The organism is Nitrobacter winogradskyi Nb-255 (genome assembly GCF_000012725.1).
GTDB lineage: Bacteria > Pseudomonadota > Alphaproteobacteria > Rhizobiales > Xanthobacteraceae > Nitrobacter > Nitrobacter winogradskyi.
The window spans coordinates 1,250,790-1,272,440 of record NC_007406.1 but is presented as its reverse complement, the minus strand read 5'-3'; the positions used below and the strand labels follow the sequence as shown (position 1 = coordinate 1,272,440).

Genomic DNA, 21,651 nt, shown 5'->3' with positions numbered 1-21,651 from the left:
GCACCCGAAGAGAGGAGCAGCGTTCACAATCCCCTCACCCGCGGCTGAGCGCGCGATACCAGCGCCAGCGATGTCACCGCCCACACCAGGGCGTCGAGCCGGTCCGGCGAACGGCCAGACGACAGGCCCGTGAGGGCGAAGTCGCACATCTCGTCTTCAAGCGCGGCGAAGCTGCCGGCGTGCCTGACGCGCCCCTGCTCGTAGAGCGTCGCCACCGGCTCGGCGCGCAGCCATTTGCCACGGGTGGCGCGCACCGCGATCACCGGCACCGAAGCGTCGACCTCCGCGATCACGGCCTTCACCATGTCGCCGCCCTGGTTGACTTCCGCCACCAGCGCATCGGCCTCCCATCGCCGCCACAGCGCGATCGCCTTCGCCGCCCACTGCGCCGGCGTCACGCCCGCCACGGTCTCGTCGGCGATCACGTAGACAGTCCCGTCGGCGGCCTGCCCCGCCGCGACAATGCCGCAGGCGTCCGCGCGCCTGGTTACGCTCGCCGGCGGATCGACCGCGACCACGATGCGTTGCAGCGGCGGCGCCTCGCTCACGCGACATCGCTCAAGCAGCGCACGCGACCACAGCGCATCGGGCCGGTCCTCGATGATCTCGCCGTCAAGCTCCTGACGTCCGAGCCGCGTTCCGGCGTAGCGCGCCATCACGCCTTGCAGGAAGGTCGGCGCCAGATTGAAGGCGTTGGCCTGCGTCGGCGCGCGCGTCACCACGCTCGCGGGGTCGTTCATCAGCCGTTTCAAAAGCGCGGTCGGCCGCGGCGTCGTGGTGATGAGCTGGCGCGGCTGCGATCCCAGCCGCAAGCCGAATTGCAGCATGTCGAACGCAGCCTCCGCGTAGCGCCACTTCGCCATCTCGTCGGACCAGGCGCAGCCGAATTGCGGCCCGCGCAGGCTTTCAGGGTCGTCGGCGGAAAACGCCTGCGCCACCGCGCCGTTGCTCCACTCCAGCCGTTTGCGCGACGGCGACCATGACGGCCGCTCGTGAGCGGCGTGAACCGCGAGCAGCCCGGAAACGCCTTCGATCATCACCTCGCGCGCATCGTGTTCGGTTTCGCCGACCAGCGCGATGCGCGACACCGCTTCGCCGGCGAACGGCGGCAGGCCCAATGCCTGCGCGCGAACCCACTCGGCTCCCGCGCGGGTCTTTCCAGCGCCGCGACCACCGATCATCAGCCAGATCAGCCACGGCGCGCCGTTCGGCGCGAGTTCGGGCGGCCGTTGATGCGGATGCGCGAAAACATCCCACTGCCGCGCAAGATATCCGAGCTCCGCCTCACTCATGCTCTCCAGCAGGAGGCGTCGCTGGCGGGGCGACCATTTGCTCCAGTCGGCGCGAAAGCGCGCGCCGGAACTCGTCAAGGTCGCGGGGCACGGCGTCGTCATCGGCGGGCTTCACCTTCTCCTGACCGGCGCGCAGCCGCGTCACTTCGCCAAGCGTGCGCGCGAGGCTGGCCAGCGTGCGGGCGCGGCGCTCGGCCTCGGTGCGCTGCTGCGGTTTCAAATGACTGCCGCCGACGATCACCTCGATCAGGGACAACTCGCGTTCGATCGCGCGCGTTACCCGTTCGATCAACACCGCGCCGCTCGCCGGCGGCGGATCGTCGAGGCGCTCCACCGCGGTGCGCTTGATGCGCGGGCTCGGCTGATCCTTGCGCCGAACGGTCGTCCGCCGCGTGCGCTGCCGGCTCAATCCAGCCTTCGCCGCATCGTCGTTTTCATCAAGAATGACGGGTGCGTCATCCACGTAGCGCGTGGTGGCGGCGATCGTCGCCTTGCGCGCGGCAACGGCGGCGCGTGTCTTGCCGGCTGGCGATGTGCCGGCCGCGCTCCGCTTTGTCGCTGCTTCGGCTTTGGTTTTTTTCGCTCTCGATTGCGATACAGTCTCGAGCGGCTTGTCGGGAGCCGAAAGCGCCGCCGCTTTCGTCGATGCCACCGACGCCTTGGTTCTTGATGGCATCAGCTTTGCGCGCGAGGCGGCGCGCCCCGCCGCCGGCTTGCGTGCCGGTTTGCCGGTTCGCGTCGCACACATGAATATCCAGAACCCCCTCAAGCGGAATCGATGCCGCCCTGCGTTTTCAAGCGAAGCCTGTCCTCGGGGCTTGACCGGAGGACGGATACCCGCTCACCTGAAGAAAACGTGTTAAATCAAGATCCGATGGCCTCGCCTTCTGATTTCGTCAGACGCGGAAGGCTCCAGAGTTTTCCTACCGTCGCGGGCTTCGTCCCCGAGCGGAGACTCTCGAACGATAGTTCTTATGTCAGACAGTTCTTACTTCCCGGTTCTTTCGTCCCGGTCCTTGCGTCGAACTCGCTGGAGCGGGGCAAGGAGAAGTGAGGTGCGGCTTTCCACCCGCATCCCGCGTCTCAGAATATTGGGATCGACCACATTCATGGTTGTGGATCGATTCGATCCCAAACCATCGTGATCTAGAGCATGATCCGATCAAGTTGAATCGGACCATGCTCTAGAAATGGTTGTCTGGTCGCATTTTCTTGCGGCGAACCGGTATCCACTTCGCCGGAAAATGCTCTAGAGCGGGATGGGTTTATTTTGAATCGATTGAGATTCCCAAATCAGAATTCATCTGATTCAACATGCTGACTGGGAAGGAGGCCAGCATGGATGGGACGAGCCTATTCGAACGACCTTCGTGAGCGGGTAGTGCGTGCTGTCGTTAAAGGCGGCCTGTCGCGGCATCAGGCTGCGGCCCAGTTTGGGGTGGGCATCAGCACGGCGATCAACTGGGTACAACGCTTCCACGAGACCGGCAGCGTCGCGCCAAGCCAGATCGGCGGCTATAGGCCAAAGAAGATTGCGGGGCCGCACCGCGAATGGCTGCTGCAACGGTGCCGAAAGGACTTTACCGTGCGCGGGCTGGTGGCCGAACTTGCCGAGCGTGGCCTTAAGGTCGATTACCGCACGATGTGGGAGTTCGTTCACGCTGTGAAGCTCAGTTACAAAAAAAGACGCTGATTGCTGCAGAGCAGGATCGTCCCGATGTCGCCCGTCGGCGAGCGCAATGGACCAAGTATCGAGATCGGATTGATCCCACTCGGCTGGTGTTCATCGATGAGACCTGGACCAAAACCAATATGGCGCCGCTGCGGGGCTGGGCGCCGCGCGGTCAACGCATCAGAGCCAAGGTGCCGCATGGCCGCTGGCAGACCATGACCTTTATGGCCGCTCTGCGCCACGATCGCATCACCGCGCCGTGGTTCATCGAGGGGCCGATCAACGGCGAAGCCTTCCTTCTCTACATCGAGAAGGTTCTGGTCCCGACCCTGCGGCACGGCGACATCGTCATTATGGACAACCTCGGCTCGCACAAGGCCAGCGCCGTGCGTCGCGTCATCCGTGCCGCCGGTGCCCGGCTCTTCTACCTGCCGAAATACTCGCCTGATCTGAACCCGATCGAGCAGTTCTTTGCCAAGTTCAAACACTGGCTACGCAAAGCCGCGCAGCGGACCACCGAGGCCGTCTACAATGCTATCGCTCCGATCCTCGAAACCGTTGCACCGGCTGAATGCGCCAACTACTTCGTCAATGCAGGATACAACCAAATCTAAACTCATCATGCTCTAGTGGACGAATACGAGCCAAACCACGCAAATGATCAGCGACGCTAGGCCGGTGCTGATGGTCAACAGCATAAGAGCGGAAGGCTCAATTTCTGCCAGTCGTATCTCCATGGATGTCTTCGCAGTTTGACGGCGTTTTTCCGTCATCATGCCGGTTCTCCTCTGCGATCCGCGCGCCCGGAGCTTTTGCGCTACGTCGAACCTGAAACCGCGAACTCCATGTTCTGATAAGAACGCGCGTCCCTCTCGCGGCCGGTGTTCATTCCCGGATCAAGCCGGGGATACACTTCTTTCAAGACTTATCGCTTCTGATTGGATCAGAAGCGAAGCTCTCGATTATTGTTCTGACCCGTTTTCTTCACGCGAACCGATACCCACCCACTTCGCTCGAAAACGCTATAGAACACACTCACATTTAATGAGGGCAACGTCTGACCCCATCATCAGGTTCCGTGCAAAAATGATGCGCGGCGAATGGCTTTAATCATCAGCCTCGCGTAGCAGCGGAATGATCAGGGCAGCCCGGAAACATCTGCGGTGATGTTCCGGCGCAACTGTGGAGCATGGCGTAAACCTACTCCGGGAGCGTCACGCTGTCAAGGTATATTTTCCTACTTATATACTTGACAAAAGTAACGGGGTTCCATAAAACGGGGTCATTGGAGCAAGCCGATGACCAAAGCCGTTTTTCAGAACCCTATGTTTCACGACGAGGACAAGGCCCGCGAAGCCCTTGAGGCGGTGCGCTGGCCCGATGGCGCTATCTGCCCTCATTGCGGCAACTCCGATCAAGACAAGCTCGCCAAGATCGAAGGACAGAAGAAATCCCATCGTCCCGGCTTGTATTACTGCAACGAGTGCAAAGGTCAGTTCACCGTGACCGTTGGCACCGTGTTTGAGCGCTCCAAAGTTCCCCTCACCAAATGGTGGATGGCGGCGCACATGATGAACTCAAACAAGAACGGCGTTTCGGCTCACGAAATACATCGCGCCCTTGGCGTCACCTACAAGACCGCATGGTTCATGATGCACCGCCTGCGCGAAGCTATGGTCGTTTCCAGTGGAACCCCTATGGGCGGCTCTGGCAGCGCCATTCAGGCCGACGAAACATATTGGGGCAACACGTCCAAGCGCTCTAAGTCTTACCGAAAGGGCCTAAAACGCAAAGCTGCCATTGTGGCGCTTGTCGATGCAGAAACCGGTGAAGCTCGCACCTTCCACGTTCGCCATGGCGTGAGCGCTTCTGAGGTTCGCGAAATCCTTGTTACCAACGTTGACCGTAAATCTACGCTCGTGACTGACGAAAGCAGGCTCTACACCATAACCGGAGGTGAATTTGGCGACCATCAGACCATGAACCACAGCGGCCGCGAGTACGTGAACGCGGCTGGCTTCACTACAAACAACGTCGAAAACTTCTTTGGCGTGTTCAAGCGTGGGATGCGCGGAACTTATACGTTCTGCGGCGAACAGCACTTGCAACGCTATCTGACGGAATTTCAATTCCGCTATAATAACCGCTCCGGCCTCGGAATTAGCGATGGGGAACGGACGGCGAAGGCCCTCAAAGGTATCGAGGGCAAGCGCCTGACGTACCGGCCGACTAACTAAGATCGTTTATAAGAAGCAGGCCGCGAATCGATTCGCGGCTTGGAGGAGACGTCATGATAAGCGAGGCAATGGCGGGGGCTAGCGCGCTCAAGACCGCTTTCGATATGGCGAAGGCTTTGAAGGACATCAGCGATGCTGCCATTCGCAATGGGGCGGTCATAGAGCTTCAAGAAAAGATTCTCTCCGCACAAGAGGCGCAATTTGCGTTGGTTAAGCGAGTAGACGACCTTGAAAAGCAAGTGGCTTCCTTTGAAGCAAAAGGAAGCCAAATGCAGCGATATCAGCTTAAAGATTACGGAGCTGGATCGTTCGCCTACGAGCTGAAAGAATCGGAAGCCCGCGGCGAACCAATTCATCGCGCGTGTGCCGCCTGCTATCAACAGGGACATATCAGCATCCTTCAATTTTCACATAATACCGAGGGGCAAGACTGGTACGAATGCAAGCGATGTAACAACATGCATCACTTCGGCACCCGAGTGCCGCGCACATACAGCCGGACAAAAACCGACTACTTCTGAGTAGTCTTTGTTTTTTTTATTTTTTGCTTCCTTCCAACCTTCATATCCTCGTGCGGCTTTGGCTTCATGCGCACGAGAGCGCTCATAAGACGCTTGGTCTCTTCCATCTCATTCTTTGAGTTTTTTGACATGCGCGACCTGGATTTTAATCCGAACAACCTACCGAAAGACGTTTTGGAGGCTTTGGGTCTAATTACAGCATGTTCGGCCCATTCTGACTACGTCATCGAAAGTGGGATTGCTGGCTGCTTGGGGGTAAACATCGAATACGGATCAGCGGTGACAACCCACATGACAACACCGCATCGAAAGGACGTGTTCCTTGCGGCAGCGGAGTTGAGAATCGATGATGTGCACATTCTTATTCATCTGGAAGACCTGCTAGATGAGTTAGTCGACGCCCTTAAGGTCAGGAACGGATATGTCCATAATTCTCCCGCGATAGATAGATCTACCAACGAGACGTTCATGATCCGCACTGAGGCGCGCGGGAGCGTTGATGTCTCACTAATCCCACTCTCGGTCGAAGTAATCCTGAGGGACGCGCAGCGCATCTACAAAGCTGGGATATCCCTCTACGGACTCTTGGATAAACTTGGCCTGCTTCCCAAAATCCCTGATGGGGTCAGGCCAAACCGCACCCACAAAGATAAGGCGGCGCGAAAGAAAATCCGAAAATCCCGCAGAGATCGCGGATAGCTCATTATCTTGCACTGTCCCTCACAGTGCACTTACCAACCTGACATTCCGGGCGCGCCAACCGACTTTCGAGCCGATACGCGAATCTAGGAATATATGCACTTTTGTCAAGTATATAAGTGCGTATATTTTCCTAGGAATTTTTACCGGAGCCCCCGACCCTATTTCAGCAAGCCGTTCAGGGCGTCGAAGCGGTCCCTCAGCGATCCGCCGATGCCGCTGACCGCGGCCACGATGACGATGCTGATGCCGGAAGCGATCAGCGCATATTCGATCGCCGTCGCGCCTGAGGTGTCCCACAGAAGTTCCGACGCAAACTTTGCAAGGCGGCGCAATGCCCAACTCCGCTGTTTGGATCCCGCGATTGTTTCCGCGTTCCTTTTTGCAACTTAAAGATGAAAGATTGCCCAGACCCTAAGCGACGCCCTCAACGAATGTTTAAAGCCGGGGCGGGATGAGGAAAGCGTGGTGCGGTTTTCCGCCCGCATCCCGCGTCTCAAAATACTGGAATCGATCACGTTTATGCCTCTGGTTCGCGTGAAGAAAACGCATCAGATCAAAAGGCTGGAGATTTCAGCGCTTCCGTGAAGCTGTGAAAGTCCCCGGCGACGAACCTCCCCCGCGCGGATCAGGCCGAAGGGCCGGCCAGCGGCCGCTCTTCCATTCGCACCAGCAGCAACGCGGCGGCGGCCATCATCGCGGCCGTGGCGGCGAACACGTAACGGAACGCCCTCGTGAGGTCCGACGCCTGGATCGCACTGAGCCGGCCGCCTCCCTCATGGCCGATCATGGCGTCGGTTCCCAGTGTCATCAGCAGGATGGCGGCGAACGCGGCGACGACGAAGGAACAGGCGAGCGCGCGAAAAAAGTTCATCGCGCCGGTGACGGTTCCGACCTGCTCGCGCATCACCGCATTCTGCAGCGACACCACGCTGACCGGAAAGATGGTGCCGAGACCAAACGCGAACAGCGAGAGCATCGCCAGCAGCGGCCATAGCGGCATCGTCACCGCAGCCATGATCGCGGCCATCACAGCCGCGAACGCGGTGCCGACGATCGCGATCCGTTTGTAATGGAGGGTATGCGTCATGGCGCGGCCCGCAAGCATCGCGCCGCCGGTCGAAACCGCCGCGATCGGAATCAGCGCCAGTCCGGATTCGCTGACGCCGAGATGATGGACGGCCTGGTAATACAACGGCAGATGCACGGTGATCCCGATGATCGCACTGAGCGCGAGAGCACTCGCGGCTATCGCATACGGAACCACCGAACCGCCTATCAGCGACAGCGGCAGGAAGGGTTCGGACGCCTTGCGCGCGTGCCAGACGAAGACGGCGGCAAGCACCAGCGAGATTCCCAGCATGGCGACGATTTCCCGCGAGAACCAGGCGAAACGGTTGCCGCCCCATGTCAGCACCAGCATGAATACCACAGCCGACGTCATCAACAGCAGGCCGCCGGTCCAGTCCACTTTGCGGCGGCGGTGAAACGCCGGGATGCCGCCCATCTTCGGCAACAGCAACGCCAGCGAGACGAGCCCGAGCGGCACGTTGATCCAGAAGATCATCGACCAGTGCAGGTGCTCGGCGAATACGCCGCCAAGCACCGGCCCGGCGATGCCGGCCGCGGTCCACACGCCGCTGAAATAAGCCTGGTACTGGCCGCGCTCCCGCGGCGTCACCACATCGGAAATGATTGTCTGCACCAAGGGCAGGATGCCGCCGCCGCCGATGCCCTGCACGCCGCGCGCCACGATCAGCGTCGCCATGTTCTGCGCCAGCGCACACAGGACCGAACCCGCGATGAACAGGCCAAGCGCGGTGACGATCATGGCGCGGCGGCCGTAAATATCGCTCAGCGTGCCGAACAACGGCGCGACCGCTGTCGACGCCAGAAGATACGCCGTGATGATCCACGCCAGCGTGGTGACGTCGTGGAACTGGCGGCCGATGGTCGGCAGCGCGGTTGCGACGATGGTCTGGTCGAGGGCGGCGAGAAACATGGTCAGCATCAGGCTGACCAGGATGGTGCGGATCTCGCTCCGGCCCGGCTGGGCGGGCGACACGACGACCGGCGGCGCATCGCCCTCGCCTTCAGCGAAACCGGGACGTGCCGCGCCTTCGCCGGACGAAATCGGGGGACCGGACGGACCCCGACCCAGGCGCTCATAAGTATTCATGCGGACGGAATATGATCTGGCTCAAGGCGCGGAGGCTGCCGCGGTTTTCTACTTGCTATTTAATGGTGGGGTGCGACTTCCGACAGCGACGGGCAAAGAAAAATATCGCCGACCCGCGATCGCGAATTTGTGATCGGAACGGTCAGCGCCCCGGCGGCTTGCGAAGCCGGGCGCGCTTTGGCAATAGAACCGGCCACTGCACAATGTGATCCTCGAGTTCGGAATCGGGAATCTCGTCCTCGGTGCCGCGCACCCGCCCGCGCACCGACACACCCGCCTCATGGACGGTATCGGGATCACCGGAAATCAGCGGGTGCCACCAGTAAAGATCGCGTCCCTCCGCGACCAGCCGGTAACCGCAGCTCGGCGGCAGCCAGTTCAGTGTGCGGACATTTTCCGGGGTCAGGCGGACGCAATCCGGAACCTGCTCGGAACGCTTCGGATAATCCTTGCAGGCGCAGAGCCCGGCATCCAGAAGCCGGCAGGAGACGTGCGTGAAGTAAATGTCGCCGGTATCCTCGTCCTCCAGCTTTTCCAGACAGCAGCGCCCGCAGCCATCGCACAGACTTTCCCATTCGGCGGGCGACATTTCATCCAAGGATTTGGTCTTCCAGAAGAATCCCTTCTGTTCCGAGGATTGCGCGGGTCGTTCAGTCATGGAATGCGCCGATGCTTGTGCCAAAGAATGCCGATCTCCGTCTATGGGCTTCGCCGGCACTTCGCGCAAGCGCGCGCCATAGGATGAGGGACGCCGCAGCGCCGGGCTGACGTCGCGGCCGGCCATTGGTTTATCACCCGCGCTCGGATAGAATAAAACCGGCTTTCCCTGAGGATGCCTGGATGTCGTTCCAGCAGTTTAGAGACGCCTTCACGAGTGCCTTGGGTTTGCCGTAACGTTCTTGCATGAGGTGGCGGCGGCGTCCCGGATCAAAGGCGCCGCCATGCCGCAGATCGATCACAGGCCCCGGTGCGCAACATCCTGCCCCCCGATTGGAAGAAGCGAATCCGGCATATCATGCTGGATCTCGACGCGCGTATCGATTCGACCCTGTTCTCCTCGGCGGTCGGCGCGCGCGAGCTTTATGAGCGCTTCTCAACTTTCATGGACCGCTTTTATGTCGGCCATTGGAAACGCTGGATCTTCGTCGAGCCCTTGTCGGAAGCCGCGACCCTGGGCCTCGGCGGTCTCATCCTCCTGCTGGCGCTGGCGCAGCCAGCGTTTCGCGAAACCGCCGACGAGGACTGGCTGAAGAAATCCGATCTCGCGGTGACCTTCCTCGATCGCTACGGCAATCCGATCGGCAGCCGCGGCATCAAACACAATGATTCGATTCCGCTGGAGGAGTTTCCGGACAACCTGATCAAGGCGACTCTCGCGACCGAAGACCGCCGTTTCTATAATCATTTCGGCATCGACGTCGGCGGCACCTTCCGCGCGGTGGTGACCAACGCGCAAGCCGGCGGCGTGCGGCAGGGCGGCTCCTCGATCACCCAGCAACTCGCCAAGAACCTTTTCCTCTCCAATGAGCGCACCATCGAGCGCAAGGTCAACGAAGCCTTCCTCGCCGTCTGGCTGGAAACCCGACTGAGCAAGAACGAGATCCTGAAACTGTATCTCGACCGGGCGTACATGGGCGGCGGGACCTTCGGCGTCGACGGCGCGGCGCATTTCTATTTCAACAAGTCGGTGCGCGACGTCAATCTCGCCGAATCCGCCATGCTCGCCGGCCTTTTCAAGGCGCCGACCAAATACGCCCCGCACATCAACCTGCCTGCCGCTCGCGCCCGCGCCAACCAGGTGCTCGACAACATGGTCGATTCAGGCTTCATGACCGAAGGTCAGGTGTTCGGCGCGCGGCGCAACCCCGCCACCGCGGTCGACCGCCGCGACGAGAACTCGCCGAATTATTATCTCGACTGGGCATTCGAGGAAATGCGCAGGCTGGTCGAGACCTTTCCGCGCTCCTATACCGAGCGCGTATTTGTCGTGCGCACCACGATCGACATGAACGTGCAGCACGCGGCGGAAGAGGCGATCGAGAGCCAGTTGCGGCAGTTCGGCCGCGACTATCACGCCACGCAAGCGGCAACGGTGGTCGCGGATCTCGACGGCGGCGTGCGCGCGATGGTCGGCGGGCGTGATTACGGCGCGAGCCAGTTCAATCGCGCGACGGACGCCCTGCGCCAGCCCGGATCCTCGTTCAAGCCGTATGTCTACACCACGGCGCTGCTCAACGGCTTCAAGCCGACATCCAAGATCGTCGACGGTCCCGTCTGCCTCGGCAACTGGTGCCCGCAGAATTATGGTCATTCCTACTCCGGCACGGTGACGCTGACCCAGGCGCTGACGCGCTCAATCAATGTCGTGCCGGTGAAGCTCTCAATCGCGCTCGGCAAGGGCGCGAAGAATCCCGCCAAGGCCGGACGCGCCAAGATCATCGAGGTCGCCCGCAAGTTCGGCATCGTCACGCCGCTGCCCGATACGCCGTCGCTGCCGATCGGGGCCGACGAGGTCAATGTGCTCGAACATGCCGTCGCCTATGCGACGTTCCCGAACAAGGGCAAGGCGGTGACGCCCCACGCGGTTCTCGAGGTCCGCACCGGCGCCGGCGATCTGGTGTGGCGCTACGACCGCGACGGTCCCGAACCGCGCCAAATCATTCCGCCTTCAGTCGCCGCGGACATGGCGGGCATGATGAGTCATGTGGTGAGCGAAGGCACCGCGCGCCGCGCGATCCTTGACGGCATTCCCGCCGCCGGCAAGACCGGCACCACCAACGCTTATCGCGACGCGTGGTTCGTCGGCTACACCGGAAACTTTGCATGCGGTGTCTGGTACGGCAATGACGACTACTCACCGACCAATCGCCTGACCGGCGGCGCGCTGCCCGCCCAAACCTGGCACGACATCATGACGGCCGCGCATCGCGGTATCGAGATCAAGGACATCCCCGGTGTTGCCACGCCGGCGAAACCGACCGCAGCCATGACCGCCAGAACCGCAGCCAGCCAGGACAATGCAACCCCGGCCCCCCCGCCTATCCTGACCAGGCGCGGAGCCGATATCCTGGTCCGCGTGGAAAAGATGCTTGATGAAGCAGCCAGGACAATCGGAAAAACCTCGGCTGGAGAACCGGTCAATCCGGCTCGCTCCGACGCCACCGATCCGACCTCGCCCCGCGGTGAGGCCAAGAACGTGGCGACCGCGTCCGGCGACCGGGCGATCCCGACGCCAAGCAAAAATTAGAGTCCTCCACCGCTTCATGGAAACCGTAAAAGACTCCGTCTTTTTGTTTGATCTACAAGTGATCATTGGACTTCAACATCGGAGCGCCAACCCGTGCGGCTGATTGTCATCACCTTGCTGGGCCTCGGTCTCGCTACTGCGCTCGGCCTCGGAGCTACCTGGATCACGGCAACACGCGGCACCAATCTCGGCACGCTGACCATCGGCGCATGGACGGCAAGGCCAAGAATCGGATCCGCCGAGATCGATCCCTACTCGCGCGCCGCAATCGCGCGAAGCGGAGAACTACCGATCGGGGCTGGAGACGGCATAGCATTTCTTGCCAAGGCTGATGACGCACAACGGCCGCTCGATGGCCGATGCGAGGTCATCATCGCCGGGATCACGCCAGCGGCGCGATTCTGGACGCTGACGCTCCATGACCGCAAGGGTTATCTGGTCGCGAACTCGCTGCAACGCTATGGCTTCACCAGCCAGGAGATCGTGCGGAATTCCGATGGCTCATTCCTTGTGCACGTGGCGTCGCGCGCGCGCGCCGGCAACTGGCTGCCAACCGGCGGCATCGAGCGCTATGTGCTGATGCTTCGTCTCTATGATACTCCCGTCGGGGTGGGTACGAGAACCCGACGCGACGCACCCATGCCTTCCATCACGACAGAGAAGTGCTCATGATCCGCTTGCTGTTCGCGATCGTCGGGGGCATTCTGCTTGGCGGGATCGTTCATCTCGTCAGCGTGTTGGCGCTGCCGCGGATCGCCTCGCAGGACGCCTATTCGCGACTGACCGAAATCGCCACGCTCAACGCCGTGACGCCGTTGCCGCCGGCGGAGCCCGCCAACTCGCTGATGCCGTACATGGACCCCGCATTCGCCGTCGCGATCTGCCGCTACGACCTGTCGGACGGATCGATCAAGCTCACGGCGCCCGTGAGCGAGGCGTATACGTCGGTGTCGTTTTATACCCAAAGCAACGTCGCCTATTACGCCATCAACGACCGCTCGGCCGGACGCAAGGTGATCGAACTCAACCTGATGACCGAGGCGCAGCACGCCGAGCTTCCCGAAGAAGAGGACGTGACGGCCGCGGACCGTCTCATCATCGATTCCCCCTCGACGACAGGGCTGATCGTTCTCAAGGCGCTGGCGCCTGAGCCGGGCATGATGGATCAGGCGAGATCCTCTCTCGCCGCCGCAAAATGCCGGCTGCAAACCGAGCCACCCGTGGTGAAGCCGGAAGCGAAACGATAGATTGTTGTTCAGACGCGTTCTCTTCACGCGAACAGGTCATCCATCCTTGGGGCTCGAGCCGAAGACAGGCTTCGTTCGAAAACGCGATGTGCGCTACCGCGCGTACGCAAGGCGCGGCCGATCACAGGAGCGGAAGCCACCGGCGGACTGGCGGTCAACGCCGCGAGGTGCCCGATCAGGCGGTCTGCGTCAGCCGCCACCCCGTCCGGCGCATGAATCACCAGATGCTCGAGCGCCCAGCGATAGGATGCGATCCGCTGTTCAAGACACTGCTGCACCCATTGCACGACCAGCGTGTTTTCCTCCATGCGCGCAACGGCGTCAGCGCGCTCGCGCGGCGACAGGTCCGATACCAACCTCAAGCTGGCGTTACGCTTGCTGTCGAGATCGACGACCTGCCGGGCGGTGTTGAAGAACGGATCGAAACGGGTGATGTCATCGCGGACGTCATCGATCAACTGCGCATAGCGCGAAGCGTGAGAGCGGTGAGGCTCGTCGAGAAGCAACCGGCCGTAAGCGGAGCGATCGAACGCAGGTTTTTGCCGCCATGGCGCAGCCAGCGGGTCGTAGTTGCCGAACACACTCTTCCAGGCCGGCCGCGAATGCGGCGGCTCGACCAGCGGATAGGCGAGATCGCGCAATTGCCGCTCGTTGTCGGTCAATTGAAACCGCGACGGCCGGCGACCGATGCTGCCGGTCGCTTCCGCGCCCATCCAGCGGTGCATGTCGTCATTGCGTGCGTCCTGACGCACGCGGCCAAAGTCGCCGCCGCTGCAAGCGGCGAGCGCCGTACCCAGCAAAATCACCGAAAGAAGCGAAGCAAGACGCGATCGTCCCAGACCTAGCGTCGCGAGCGGCGTCTTCTGCATCGGGCGTGTCCGAAAAAATCAGGAGCGGGCTCGTCGGCGGCGTCGGCGCCCGGCAGCCGTCCCCTGCTCGGGATCACTGCCGCCGTTGGTTTCATCGGTCATGCGGTCGATGCGAATCACCGGCAGGATGACCACCGTTCCCATCACCTGATCCGGGGAGCGATTGACCGCTGATCCCGGCCGCGACGCCCCATCCGCCGGAAACGCAATAACGGTGCCCATGCCAGTCTCTCCTCGGTCCCAGCGCTCGTCGCGATTGAAGCGGCGGCGCGGCGGGATTTAGAACCTCGCATGGTTAACGGCCTGTTAACGGCAAGCCTTTGGTTTTATTGATGGAGGGGCGACGGATGACAGCCGCGTGCGCCGGCATGTTCTCTTGTCGTTCCAGGGGTTGCGCCATAGCACCCCGCGGGCGGGCTACCTCGTCCCGGTTGATGGACTCCGCTGAGGTTCAGGCTAGGATGCAGGAATGAACGCTCGCGGCTCGCCACTCTCCAAGATCCTCAACAAGCCTCGTCTCGGTTTTGTAGCTGAGCATGGATCGAGAAAAAGACCGGTGACGAAAAGAGATGACAATCCTGAGATGGATCAAGCGCCGCACAAAATCCCGCTACGCTGACGACAAAGCCGTGGATGATTTTGAGCGCGTCGCTCGGGATCAGAACGCCCCTCTCGACTACGATCAGGACAAGCGCCTTGCCGAGTTGCTGAGCAGCGACGAGGATCCGGCTGACAACCTTGACGAGATCGCCAAGCTGATGGGGCAGTCGGAAGAGACCTCCAAGTTGTAGGGGCTGCTTGGTTATAATTTGAGCATAATCTCATCCTGAATCGTTATAATTTGAGTGTATACGCAACACCCGGCAGTTGCATTTCTTCTAAAATTCGTCCGATACTACACCTGCCGCTCAACTGTGCGGTAAGATTGGGGGCCACGAAATGTCAATTCCACACCGTGGCCGGCTGGAAGCGAACCAATCAGACCTTCTTAATTACGAGCCGCTCAGCAGTGTCGATCACCGCTCTGCGAGCATCGCTGTCAAGCAACATGAATGCCTTTATCAGGCGGACTGCGTCGGCCAGGTGCTCGGTGCGGCCAGCGTCGGCTTCGCCGCGCATCTGCGCGAGTAGGTTCCGCAACGCATCCATGGTGTCGTCGTTCATAATAATGCTTCCTCGGTAGGACAGAATGTCAGATCTCGGGAAACTTGAAGCACTTCAAAAATCGATCGATGACGCCTGGGGGTTAGCCCAGCGGCTCGATTTGGATCTACTTAAATTCCTTCTGGAAATGGCTAAGCTCGAACTTTACCGAGAAATCGAGGCATCAATCAGTTCGAGCGAGGCTGAGCGCCCTGAGATGGAAGCGACGCCGCCGTGCCAAACACTTCAATAGCAGCAGAACCTTAATGAGATTGCGATTTCTATAGTTAATTCAGTTCGATATTGATAACCATTTTTCGTCATCGGAAAACTCAAACCTAACATCACCTCAGGCTATATTATTTGCGCCAAGTCAATATGACGGGCGAGCGCTGATCGCGTCGACCCGCCCGACTCGCGGCAGTGTTTGCAACCCTCAAAGCAAGAAGGCCGCCGATGGCGAAACGGAGGCTAGCCGAGGAATCGGTAGCGAAAAAAATTCGGCCAAGGGGTTCAAAAATCAGTCGTTCGAACGTCTTACTATCGAGGCACTGCACGGTTCAATCGGCAACCCGATCGACAGCTTGTCCCGCCACTTTGCTGGTCACATGGGCTGCCTTTTCGCTGATCTTTTCGGCTTTGGCCCGACGCTCGCACTTCTCGCGGATGTCCTCAAGTTCATCATCGGTCAGATGCTCAATCCCGACGAACGAATTCCGCGCTGTACTCACGCGGATCAACTCGTCCAACTTGGCTTGAATGGCAGCGCCGTCACGGTTCTGAGAATTTTGAATTAAGAACACCATAAGGAACGTGACGATGGTAGTGCCAGTGTTGATCACAAGCTGCCACGTGTCCGAGTACCCGAACAGCGGACCGGTGACAGCCCAGATCAGAACAACGGCGACGGCCGCCACAAACGTCGGGGCTCGGCCCGTTGCACGTGACGCCTTGTTTGCGATCTCGGAGAAGAGCTTCGAACTTTTGCTGCGATTCGTGTTATCGGCCTGCTCAACGGCGGATCTCACTTCGCGCCATATCGTTGGCATCGGGACCCTACGCTCTCTCACTTTCACCATCGACAATATGACGCACTCCAGGAACCAAAGTTCCTTGGGAACCCGCGCATTTCTCAGAACTTCCTAAACCGCTAAGTCACACCCTCCCCCACCACCTCCATCATCAGCCACCCGAGCAGCATCAGCGTCACGCCCGCTCCGAGCACCCTGCCCGCCAGATCGCTCCCGCTGTCGCAAAGGCGCATCCAGCCGGCGATGAACGTCAGCACGGCCCCGAGGCTGAATACCAGGGAGTGTCCGCCGTCAGGGCTCTTGAGACAGTTTAGGAGTTTTCGGGAAGGGAGGATTTCTGGATCATCGCAGCCAATTTGGAGCGCAGATGAGACAGAAATCCGGACCAGGCAAAGCGCCGGCAGAACAGGTGCTGAAGGACATCCGACGGCAGACGCGCCGGCATTATTCGGCGGAGGAGAAGATCCGTATCGTGCTGGAAGGACTGCGCGGCGAGGAGAACATCTCCGAGCTTTGCCGCCGCGAAGGCATCGCCGCCTCGATGTATTACGGTTGGTCCAAGGAGTTCCTGGAAGCCGGCAAGCGCCGGTTGGCGGGCGACACGGCACGTGCCGCAACCTCTGGCGAGGTGAAAGATCTTCGTCGGGAAGCCTCGGCGTTGAAGGAAGTCGTCGCCGATCTCACCCTGGAGAACCGTCTGCTAAAAAAAAGCATGAACGGGGATGGGGAGAACGAGGCATGAGGTATCCTGCGTCCGAGAAAGCCGAGATCATCGCGTTGGTGGAGCAGTCGCATTTGCCGGCCAAACGCACGCTGGACAAGCTCGGCATCCCCCGCGCCACGTTTTATAGATGGTACGATCGCTACCGCGCGGGCGGCATTGAGGCCCTGGCAGATCACCGCTCTCGACCGGATCGGGTCTGGAATCGTATCCCGGATGACGTCCGCGGCCAGATCATCGACCTGGCATTGGAGCTTCCGGAACTATCGCCGCGAGAGCTCGCCGTGCGGTTTACCGACGAGAGAAAGTACTTTGTCTCGGAGGCTTCGGTCTATCGGCTGCTGAAGGCGCACGACCTCATCACCAGTCCGGCCTATGTAGTGATCAAGGCGGCGAACGAGTTCAAGGACAAGACCACCGCCGCCAACCAGCTCTGGCAGACCGACTTCACCTACCTGAAGATCACCGGCTGGGGCTGGTACTATCTATCGACGGTGCTCGACGACTTCTCGCGCTACATCGTCGCCTGGAGGTTAGGTCCCACGATGTGTGCCTCCGACGTCACGGCTACGCTCGATCAGGCACTGGCCGCCTCTGGTCTGGATCACGTCAGCGTCAGGCAGCGGCCCCGGCTTCTCAGCGACAATGGTTCGAGTTACGTCGCGGATGATCTGGCCACGTGGCTCAGGGCCAAGGACATGCAGCATGTGCGCGGAGCGCCGTATCATCCTCAGACTCAGGGCAAGATCGAGCGTTGGCATCAAACGTTGAAGAACCGCATCCTGCTTGAGAACTACTATTTACCGGACGACCTCAAACGTCAGGTCGCCGCGTTCGTCGAACACTATAATCATGACCGCTACCACGAGAGCATCGGCAACGTTACACCTGCCGACGTCTACTTCGGCAGGGCTGAGACAATCCTCGCCGAACGACACCGCATCAAGCGCGACACCATCGCAAACCGTCGCTTGCAGCATCAGCTGCAGGCCGCTTAAACTCTAACCACAGATGAACCAGAGCCTCTCTTCTAGAAATGTCTGATCAGTCTCAAATTATCTGACGACGGACACACGATAATGTTGCAAATCCCTACGATCGCCACGACCGCACGCGAAGTCCTGGCGAAGGGCTGAGCGTCATGTGCGTGGCTCAGGACATCGCTTTGAGAACCCACCATCTGGCGGCGCTGCGGTTCCTCGCCAAAGACCCTGACAGGATTCGGCTGATCGAGGACGAAAACACGTTGGCGGCGGCACTGTGCTACGTCGATCTTGAAAAACGCGGCTTCGTTACGATCGACAACGAGGACGGGATGCTGGTGACGATCACACCGGCAGGGTTGGCCCGACTGGGGGCGGAATGAACGATATTCCTTGGGAAGATATCTCCACCGCACCGCGCGACGGCACGATCATCGAGGTCATGGAGCCTGACACTGGCGCGTTCGTGATGCGCTGGAATCCAGACGGCTTCAACATGCTCACGTCCAAACGGCCCGGTGTTTGGGAATCGCCGAACGATGGGCCGACTTGGACAGAGGACAACGGCCTCGGACCAACGAACTGGCGACCGTATAGGCCGGGGGGATAAATGTATTGACCCGCCCGGCTCGTCCTTCATCAATTCCGAACGGTTCCTGGCCTCGCCGCATGCCGGCCTCGCTGGCGGCCGGATATTGCGGCGAATCGACCGTCGACGCCTTCCTAAAACGGGTCGGAAAGGAATACCCTCTGCCCAGGGTTAAAGGTTTGCGAGGCTTCATGACTGCGAAGGTGGAAGACCTGAAGATCAAGCTTAACGACGCTGTGGAGCAGGGAAAAATGCTCCTGGCGGCGAAGAACCACTGGATGGATCGTGCCCTTTGCGCCGAGCAAGAGCGTGAAAACGTCTTCCGCGTGGTGGAAGACACAGCCCGTGATCTTGGATGCGAGGCCGACAAAGAGGCAATCGTGTCTGCGATCGCCAGGTTGAAGCAGGAGCGCGATGAGGCATACGAACGGCTTAAGCCTTTCGCGAAAATAAACCCGGTTGAGATCACATTCTCAAAGTCGGAGAAAATGTTTCGCATCGACTATGATGCTGCATTTCAAGATCAACTTGCGTTCCGGCATTTTCGGGCTGCACGCGATATTATCCGCCAACTCCCCTCCGGTCCCGAGAAGGAGGAGAAATGAGGAAGTGGCCTGCCGATTTTTCAGACATCCCCCTTTTCGCTACTGATGAAGCGATCTCCAATGTCTTTATGGGGCCGGGGAAAACGTCGGAATGGAGGCAGATTGCGGCTTTACTTGAAACGAGGGGATTGCCCAAAATCGACGCCCTTATGGGCGGTCGGTACGTGCCTGCTGTTAGGGCATTCTTCGACAAGGAATATGGGTTGATCGATAGAGCCCCAAGACTGGCTCCGAGTGGCGTTGAGGACTTAGGCGCATGGAACCGCGAGAGACCGAAACAAAGGCGCGTGCGCCCGGTCTGACGTGGCGCAACGGTCGTCCGGTGTGGCGGGCTACCAAGACAGCAATCGCTGCCGGGTATCCCGTCAAGAACGTGAACCTCTCCAGCTATCTCAATCAGCCGACCTTGCTTGTGCAGCGATGCGAGAGGCTTCAAGCCGAAATGCTCGCATGGGTGTCGGGACGCAAGGGGCGTATCACCGAGTTCGATGGCACCATTCGCAGCCTGATCGAAGTTTGGCAAGCTGATCCGGAAAGCCCGTATCATAAGCTGAAATCATCGACCAAGAAACCATATGATGTCTACGCCCGCATGGTGATCATGGAGGTCGGGTCGAAACTGATCGATGACGTGGACGGGCGGGACGTTAAGCGATGGTTCAATGCCTGGGCAAAACCGAAGAAGTCAGGCGCACCATTGCAGATTCCGAAAGCCAGAACAGCAATCGCCGTCATCAAGTCTGCGCTCAGCTTTGGTATCATGTGCAGAAAGCCTGGGTGCGCAGCATTCAAGGCGGTCCTGGCCGAAGTTGATTTCCCCGTTCCAGCATCCCGAACAACGGCTCCGACCGCGGACGACACCACGAAGGTCCGTCAAGCTGCGCGCGCGGCCGGCCATGGCGCCGCCGCTCTCGCCTACGCGATCCAGTTCGACGGCGCTGTGAGGCAGTGGGACGTGATCGGAGAATGGGTGCCGATGTCAGATCCTCGCCCGTCGATCGTTCTGGATCGTGGCATGAAGTGGATCGGCCCGATGTGGTCGCAGGTCGATGAGAACCAGGTGTTTCGCTTCACACCCTCGAAAACCGAGAACACGACCGGCAAGGAGGTCGCCGTCGATTTTACTGTGTGTCCCATGATCATGGAGGAATTGGCGCTGATCACGTCCGAACAGCGCAAGGGGCCACTGATCGTCAACCCGGTGACCGGCAAGCCATATCGACCCGACTATTTTCAGAAGCTATGGCGGACCGTGCGCGACGCTCAGGAGGTCTCACCGGCGATCTGGAACAGGGATTTGCGCGCTGGCGGTATCACCGAAGGCCGCGCGGCCGATGCATCAACGGACGACCTCGCCAAGTTGGCGGGCCATGCCAACAAGAGAACGACCGCGAAGGTCTATGACCGGGCACAAATCGAGGCCGCGCGCCGGGTCGCCGTGGCCCGCGCGGCACACCGAAGCAAGAAAAGCTGACCACGACGCACACTCGACGCACACGGCGCACAGAGGTCAATGTTTTCAAGCATTAAGGAATTGTTTTCCTTAACGGCCTGTTAAAGCGGTCGCGCTAGGTTGAGACGAACAGTTTCCCCGTAAGCGTAAGCCGACATGACCGCACCTCCGATGTTTCCCGGCTTCGACGGGTTGTTGACGCTGTCCCGCCGGGACGGCGTTGACATCCGTCCCACCCTGCTGCGGGTCCTGACCGACCTTTACGTGCAGACCAGCACGCACACCGTCGAGGAGGAGCGGCACTTCGTCGAGCTGACCTCGCGCCTGATCGATCATGTCGATGATGCGACCCGCGCCGTCGTGCGAGCCCGGTTGTCGATCTATCCGCGAACGCCGGCGGCGATCATGAACAAGCTCCGGCTCGGCGCGTTCGCCGCCGATCCGCGGCCGGACAGCCCGCCGCCGCAAGCCACGCCGCTCAAAGCTCCGCCTGCGGAGACGAGAACCCGCCCGGTTGCGATACTGTCGATGGAGCCGCGCGACGCCGCCGAAATCAGCGAGATGTTTTTCGGCGCCAATTCCAAGGACCGCGCATTGATCCTGCACAACCTCGCCACGGCGCCGCTGCGGCCCTCGCCGCACATCCATCCGTCCCGCGCCGCTCGCGCGATCGAGGTCCTTCACATGGCCGCCTTCGCGTCCGATGTCGGAAACTTCGCGACCGAAATCAGCGCGACCTTGATGCTTCCCGCCGCGATCGCCGAACGCGTGGTGAAGGATCCGGGAGGCGAGCCGCTGGCTTGCGCCGCCAAGGCCATCGGCATCCCCTCGCAAACTTTCCAGCAGATATTGCTGTTTCTCGATCCCGCCATCGGCACCTCCGTCACCGAGGTCTACCGGCTCGCGCGACTCTATGATGTGCTCAGTGAACGCGCCGCCCGAATCATGCTGGCAGCCTGGCGCGGGGCGACGATGACGGAAGCACGGGCGAAGTATCGTCCTGCCCTTTATCACGAAGAACGCCACCGCGCCCGCGCGGTCCCGGCGAACTCCCGCCCTGAGGGCGTGCAGTCCGGAAGGGGTTCGCTTCGCTGGAGCGGCCGCGATGGTTCGGGCGGGTAGAGATCAGCATCTTACATTAACCAGCAGCGCCGTCCCTTGGA

Annotated in this window: 24 protein-coding genes; 15 read left to right on the top strand and 9 right to left on the bottom strand. The window is 60.4% G+C overall.

Going from position 1 to position 21,651, the window contains the following annotated elements; genetic code table 11:
* Positions 1 to 23: 23 nt before the first annotated feature.
* Both NWI_RS05990 and NWI_RS18180 read right to left on the bottom strand, forming a co-directional pair.
* Positions 24 to 1,292, bottom strand: coding sequence for a DNA-packaging protein (locus tag NWI_RS05990; RefSeq protein WP_011314451.1), 1,269 nt, complete (start codon positions 1,290 to 1,292; stop codon positions 24 to 26).
* The gene (locus NWI_RS18180) at positions 1,285 to 2,040 is read right to left on the bottom strand and encodes a hypothetical protein (RefSeq protein ID WP_011314450.1); all 756 of its coding nucleotides are present in this window, start codon (positions 2,038 to 2,040) and stop codon (positions 1,285 to 1,287) included. The genes NWI_RS05990 and NWI_RS18180 overlap by 8 nt, the downstream gene beginning before the upstream one ends.
* A gap of 594 nt (positions 2,041 to 2,634) precedes the next feature.
* Here NWI_RS18180 and NWI_RS16795 point away from each other — a divergent pair.
* From NWI_RS16795 to NWI_RS05960, 4 genes are all read left to right on the top strand, one after another.
* Positions 2,635 to 3,578 (top strand): IS630 family transposase gene (locus NWI_RS16795; protein WP_187147962.1). Its coding sequence is split into 2 segments (ribosomal slippage): positions 2,635 to 2,970 and positions 2,973 to 3,578, totalling 942 coding nucleotides; the frame shifts between segments, so codons are not numbered across the junction.
* Positions 3,579 to 4,262: 684 nt separating this feature from the next.
* Positions 4,263 to 5,201: an IS1595-like element ISNwi3 family transposase gene (locus tag NWI_RS05970; protein ID WP_011314448.1), complete on the top strand. Its 939-nt coding sequence runs from the start codon at positions 4,263 to 4,265 to the stop codon at positions 5,199 to 5,201.
* A 53-nt stretch (positions 5,202 to 5,254) separates the two neighbouring features.
* The gene (locus tag NWI_RS05965; protein ID WP_011314447.1) at positions 5,255 to 5,722 is read left to right on the top strand and encodes a hypothetical protein; all 468 of its coding nucleotides are present in this window, start codon (positions 5,255 to 5,257) and stop codon (positions 5,720 to 5,722) included.
* A 129-nt stretch (positions 5,723 to 5,851) separates the two neighbouring features.
* A complete protein-coding gene (locus tag NWI_RS05960; protein WP_148203791.1) occupies positions 5,852 to 6,421 on the top strand; it encodes a hypothetical protein in 570 nt (189 codons plus the stop codon).
* A 161-nt stretch (positions 6,422 to 6,582) separates the two neighbouring features.
* On the opposite strand, the gene NWI_RS05955 is transcribed toward NWI_RS05960, so the two are convergent.
* The 3 genes from NWI_RS05955 to NWI_RS05945 form a co-directional block, all read right to left on the bottom strand.
* Positions 6,583 to 6,756, bottom strand: coding sequence for a Flp family type IVb pilin (locus tag NWI_RS05955; protein WP_011314445.1), 174 nt, complete (start codon positions 6,754 to 6,756; stop codon positions 6,583 to 6,585).
* Positions 6,757 to 7,049: 293 nt separating this feature from the next.
* Positions 7,050 to 8,600, bottom strand: coding sequence for an MDR family MFS transporter (locus NWI_RS05950; protein ID WP_011314444.1), 1,551 nt, complete (start codon positions 8,598 to 8,600; stop codon positions 7,050 to 7,052).
* 142 nt (positions 8,601 to 8,742) lie between these two features.
* Positions 8,743 to 9,258, bottom strand: a complete 516-nt coding sequence (locus NWI_RS05945; RefSeq protein ID WP_041345443.1) for a YcgN family cysteine cluster protein — start codon at positions 9,256 to 9,258, stop codon at positions 8,743 to 8,745.
* A gap of 309 nt (positions 9,259 to 9,567) precedes the next feature.
* On the opposite strand from NWI_RS05945, the gene NWI_RS05940 reads away from it, so the two are divergent.
* From NWI_RS05940 to NWI_RS05930, 3 genes are all read left to right on the top strand, one after another.
* Entirely contained in the window at positions 9,568 to 11,847 is a 2,280-nt protein-coding gene (locus NWI_RS05940) for a transglycosylase domain-containing protein (protein WP_011314442.1), read from the top strand.
* 93 nt (positions 11,848 to 11,940) lie between these two features.
* On the top strand, positions 11,941 to 12,519 hold the full coding sequence (locus tag NWI_RS05935; RefSeq protein ID WP_011314441.1) for a DUF1214 domain-containing protein: 579 nt from the start codon (positions 11,941 to 11,943) through the stop codon (positions 12,517 to 12,519).
* Positions 12,516 to 13,094 (top strand): DUF1254 domain-containing protein, encoded by a 579-nt coding sequence (locus tag NWI_RS05930; protein WP_011314440.1) that lies wholly within the window; start codon positions 12,516 to 12,518, stop codon positions 13,092 to 13,094. The genes NWI_RS05935 and NWI_RS05930 overlap by 4 nt, the downstream gene beginning before the upstream one ends.
* 23 nt (positions 13,095 to 13,117) lie before the next feature.
* Here NWI_RS05930 and NWI_RS05925 read toward each other — a convergent pair whose 3' ends face one another.
* A complete protein-coding gene (locus NWI_RS05925; protein ID WP_011314439.1) occupies positions 13,118 to 13,963 on the bottom strand; it encodes a hypothetical protein in 846 nt (281 codons plus the stop codon).
* An 18-nt stretch (positions 13,964 to 13,981) separates the two neighbouring features.
* Positions 13,982 to 14,185 (bottom strand): hypothetical protein, encoded by a 204-nt coding sequence (locus NWI_RS05920; protein WP_041344857.1) that lies wholly within the window; start codon positions 14,183 to 14,185, stop codon positions 13,982 to 13,984.
* A gap of 347 nt (positions 14,186 to 14,532) precedes the next feature.
* On the opposite strand from NWI_RS05920, the gene NWI_RS05915 reads away from it, so the two are divergent.
* Positions 14,533 to 14,754 carry a hypothetical protein gene (locus NWI_RS05915; protein ID WP_011314438.1) on the top strand — a complete coding sequence of 74 codons (222 nt, stop codon included), beginning with the start codon at positions 14,533 to 14,535 and terminating at the stop codon, positions 14,752 to 14,754.
* 187 nt (positions 14,755 to 14,941) lie between these two features.
* On the opposite strand, the gene NWI_RS05910 is transcribed toward NWI_RS05915, so the two are convergent.
* Positions 14,942 to 15,127, bottom strand: a complete 186-nt coding sequence (locus NWI_RS05910; RefSeq protein WP_041344856.1) for a hypothetical protein — start codon at positions 15,125 to 15,127, stop codon at positions 14,942 to 14,944.
* A 25-nt stretch (positions 15,128 to 15,152) separates the two neighbouring features.
* On the opposite strand from NWI_RS05910, the gene NWI_RS05905 reads away from it, so the two are divergent.
* The gene (locus NWI_RS05905) at positions 15,153 to 15,359 is read left to right on the top strand and encodes a hypothetical protein (RefSeq protein WP_041344854.1); all 207 of its coding nucleotides are present in this window, start codon (positions 15,153 to 15,155) and stop codon (positions 15,357 to 15,359) included.
* A gap of 307 nt (positions 15,360 to 15,666) precedes the next feature.
* On the opposite strand, the gene NWI_RS05900 is transcribed toward NWI_RS05905, so the two are convergent.
* Positions 15,667 to 16,155: a low affinity iron permease family protein gene (locus NWI_RS05900; protein ID WP_011314437.1), complete on the bottom strand. Its 489-nt coding sequence runs from the start codon at positions 16,153 to 16,155 to the stop codon at positions 15,667 to 15,669.
* A gap of 349 nt (positions 16,156 to 16,504) precedes the next feature.
* Here NWI_RS05900 and NWI_RS05890 point away from each other — a divergent pair.
* From NWI_RS05890 to NWI_RS05865, 6 genes are all read left to right on the top strand, one after another.
* A protein-coding gene (locus NWI_RS05890; protein ID WP_148203749.1) for an IS3 family transposase occupies positions 16,505 to 17,856 on the top strand; the annotation gives its coding sequence in 2 pieces (ribosomal slippage) (positions 16,505 to 16,838 and positions 16,838 to 17,856; 1,353 coding nt in all).
* A gap of 143 nt (positions 17,857 to 17,999) precedes the next feature.
* Positions 18,000 to 18,224, top strand: a complete 225-nt coding sequence (locus NWI_RS05885; RefSeq protein WP_011314435.1) for a hypothetical protein — start codon at positions 18,000 to 18,002, stop codon at positions 18,222 to 18,224.
* Positions 18,221 to 18,451, top strand: a complete 231-nt coding sequence (locus NWI_RS05880; RefSeq protein WP_041344852.1) for a hypothetical protein — start codon at positions 18,221 to 18,223, stop codon at positions 18,449 to 18,451. Before NWI_RS05885 ends, NWI_RS05880 begins: the two co-directional genes overlap by 4 nt.
* A 59-nt stretch (positions 18,452 to 18,510) precedes the next feature.
* A complete protein-coding gene (locus NWI_RS05875; protein ID WP_011314434.1) occupies positions 18,511 to 19,035 on the top strand; it encodes a hypothetical protein in 525 nt (174 codons plus the stop codon).
* A gap of 256 nt (positions 19,036 to 19,291) precedes the next feature.
* Positions 19,292 to 20,509: an integrase gene (locus tag NWI_RS05870; RefSeq protein WP_011314433.1), complete on the top strand. Its 1,218-nt coding sequence runs from the start codon at positions 19,292 to 19,294 to the stop codon at positions 20,507 to 20,509.
* A gap of 135 nt (positions 20,510 to 20,644) precedes the next feature.
* Positions 20,645 to 21,610 carry a DUF2336 domain-containing protein gene (locus NWI_RS05865; RefSeq protein ID WP_011314432.1) on the top strand — a complete coding sequence of 322 codons (966 nt, stop codon included), beginning with the start codon at positions 20,645 to 20,647 and terminating at the stop codon, positions 21,608 to 21,610.
* The last annotated feature ends 41 nt before the right edge of the window (positions 21,611 to 21,651 follow it).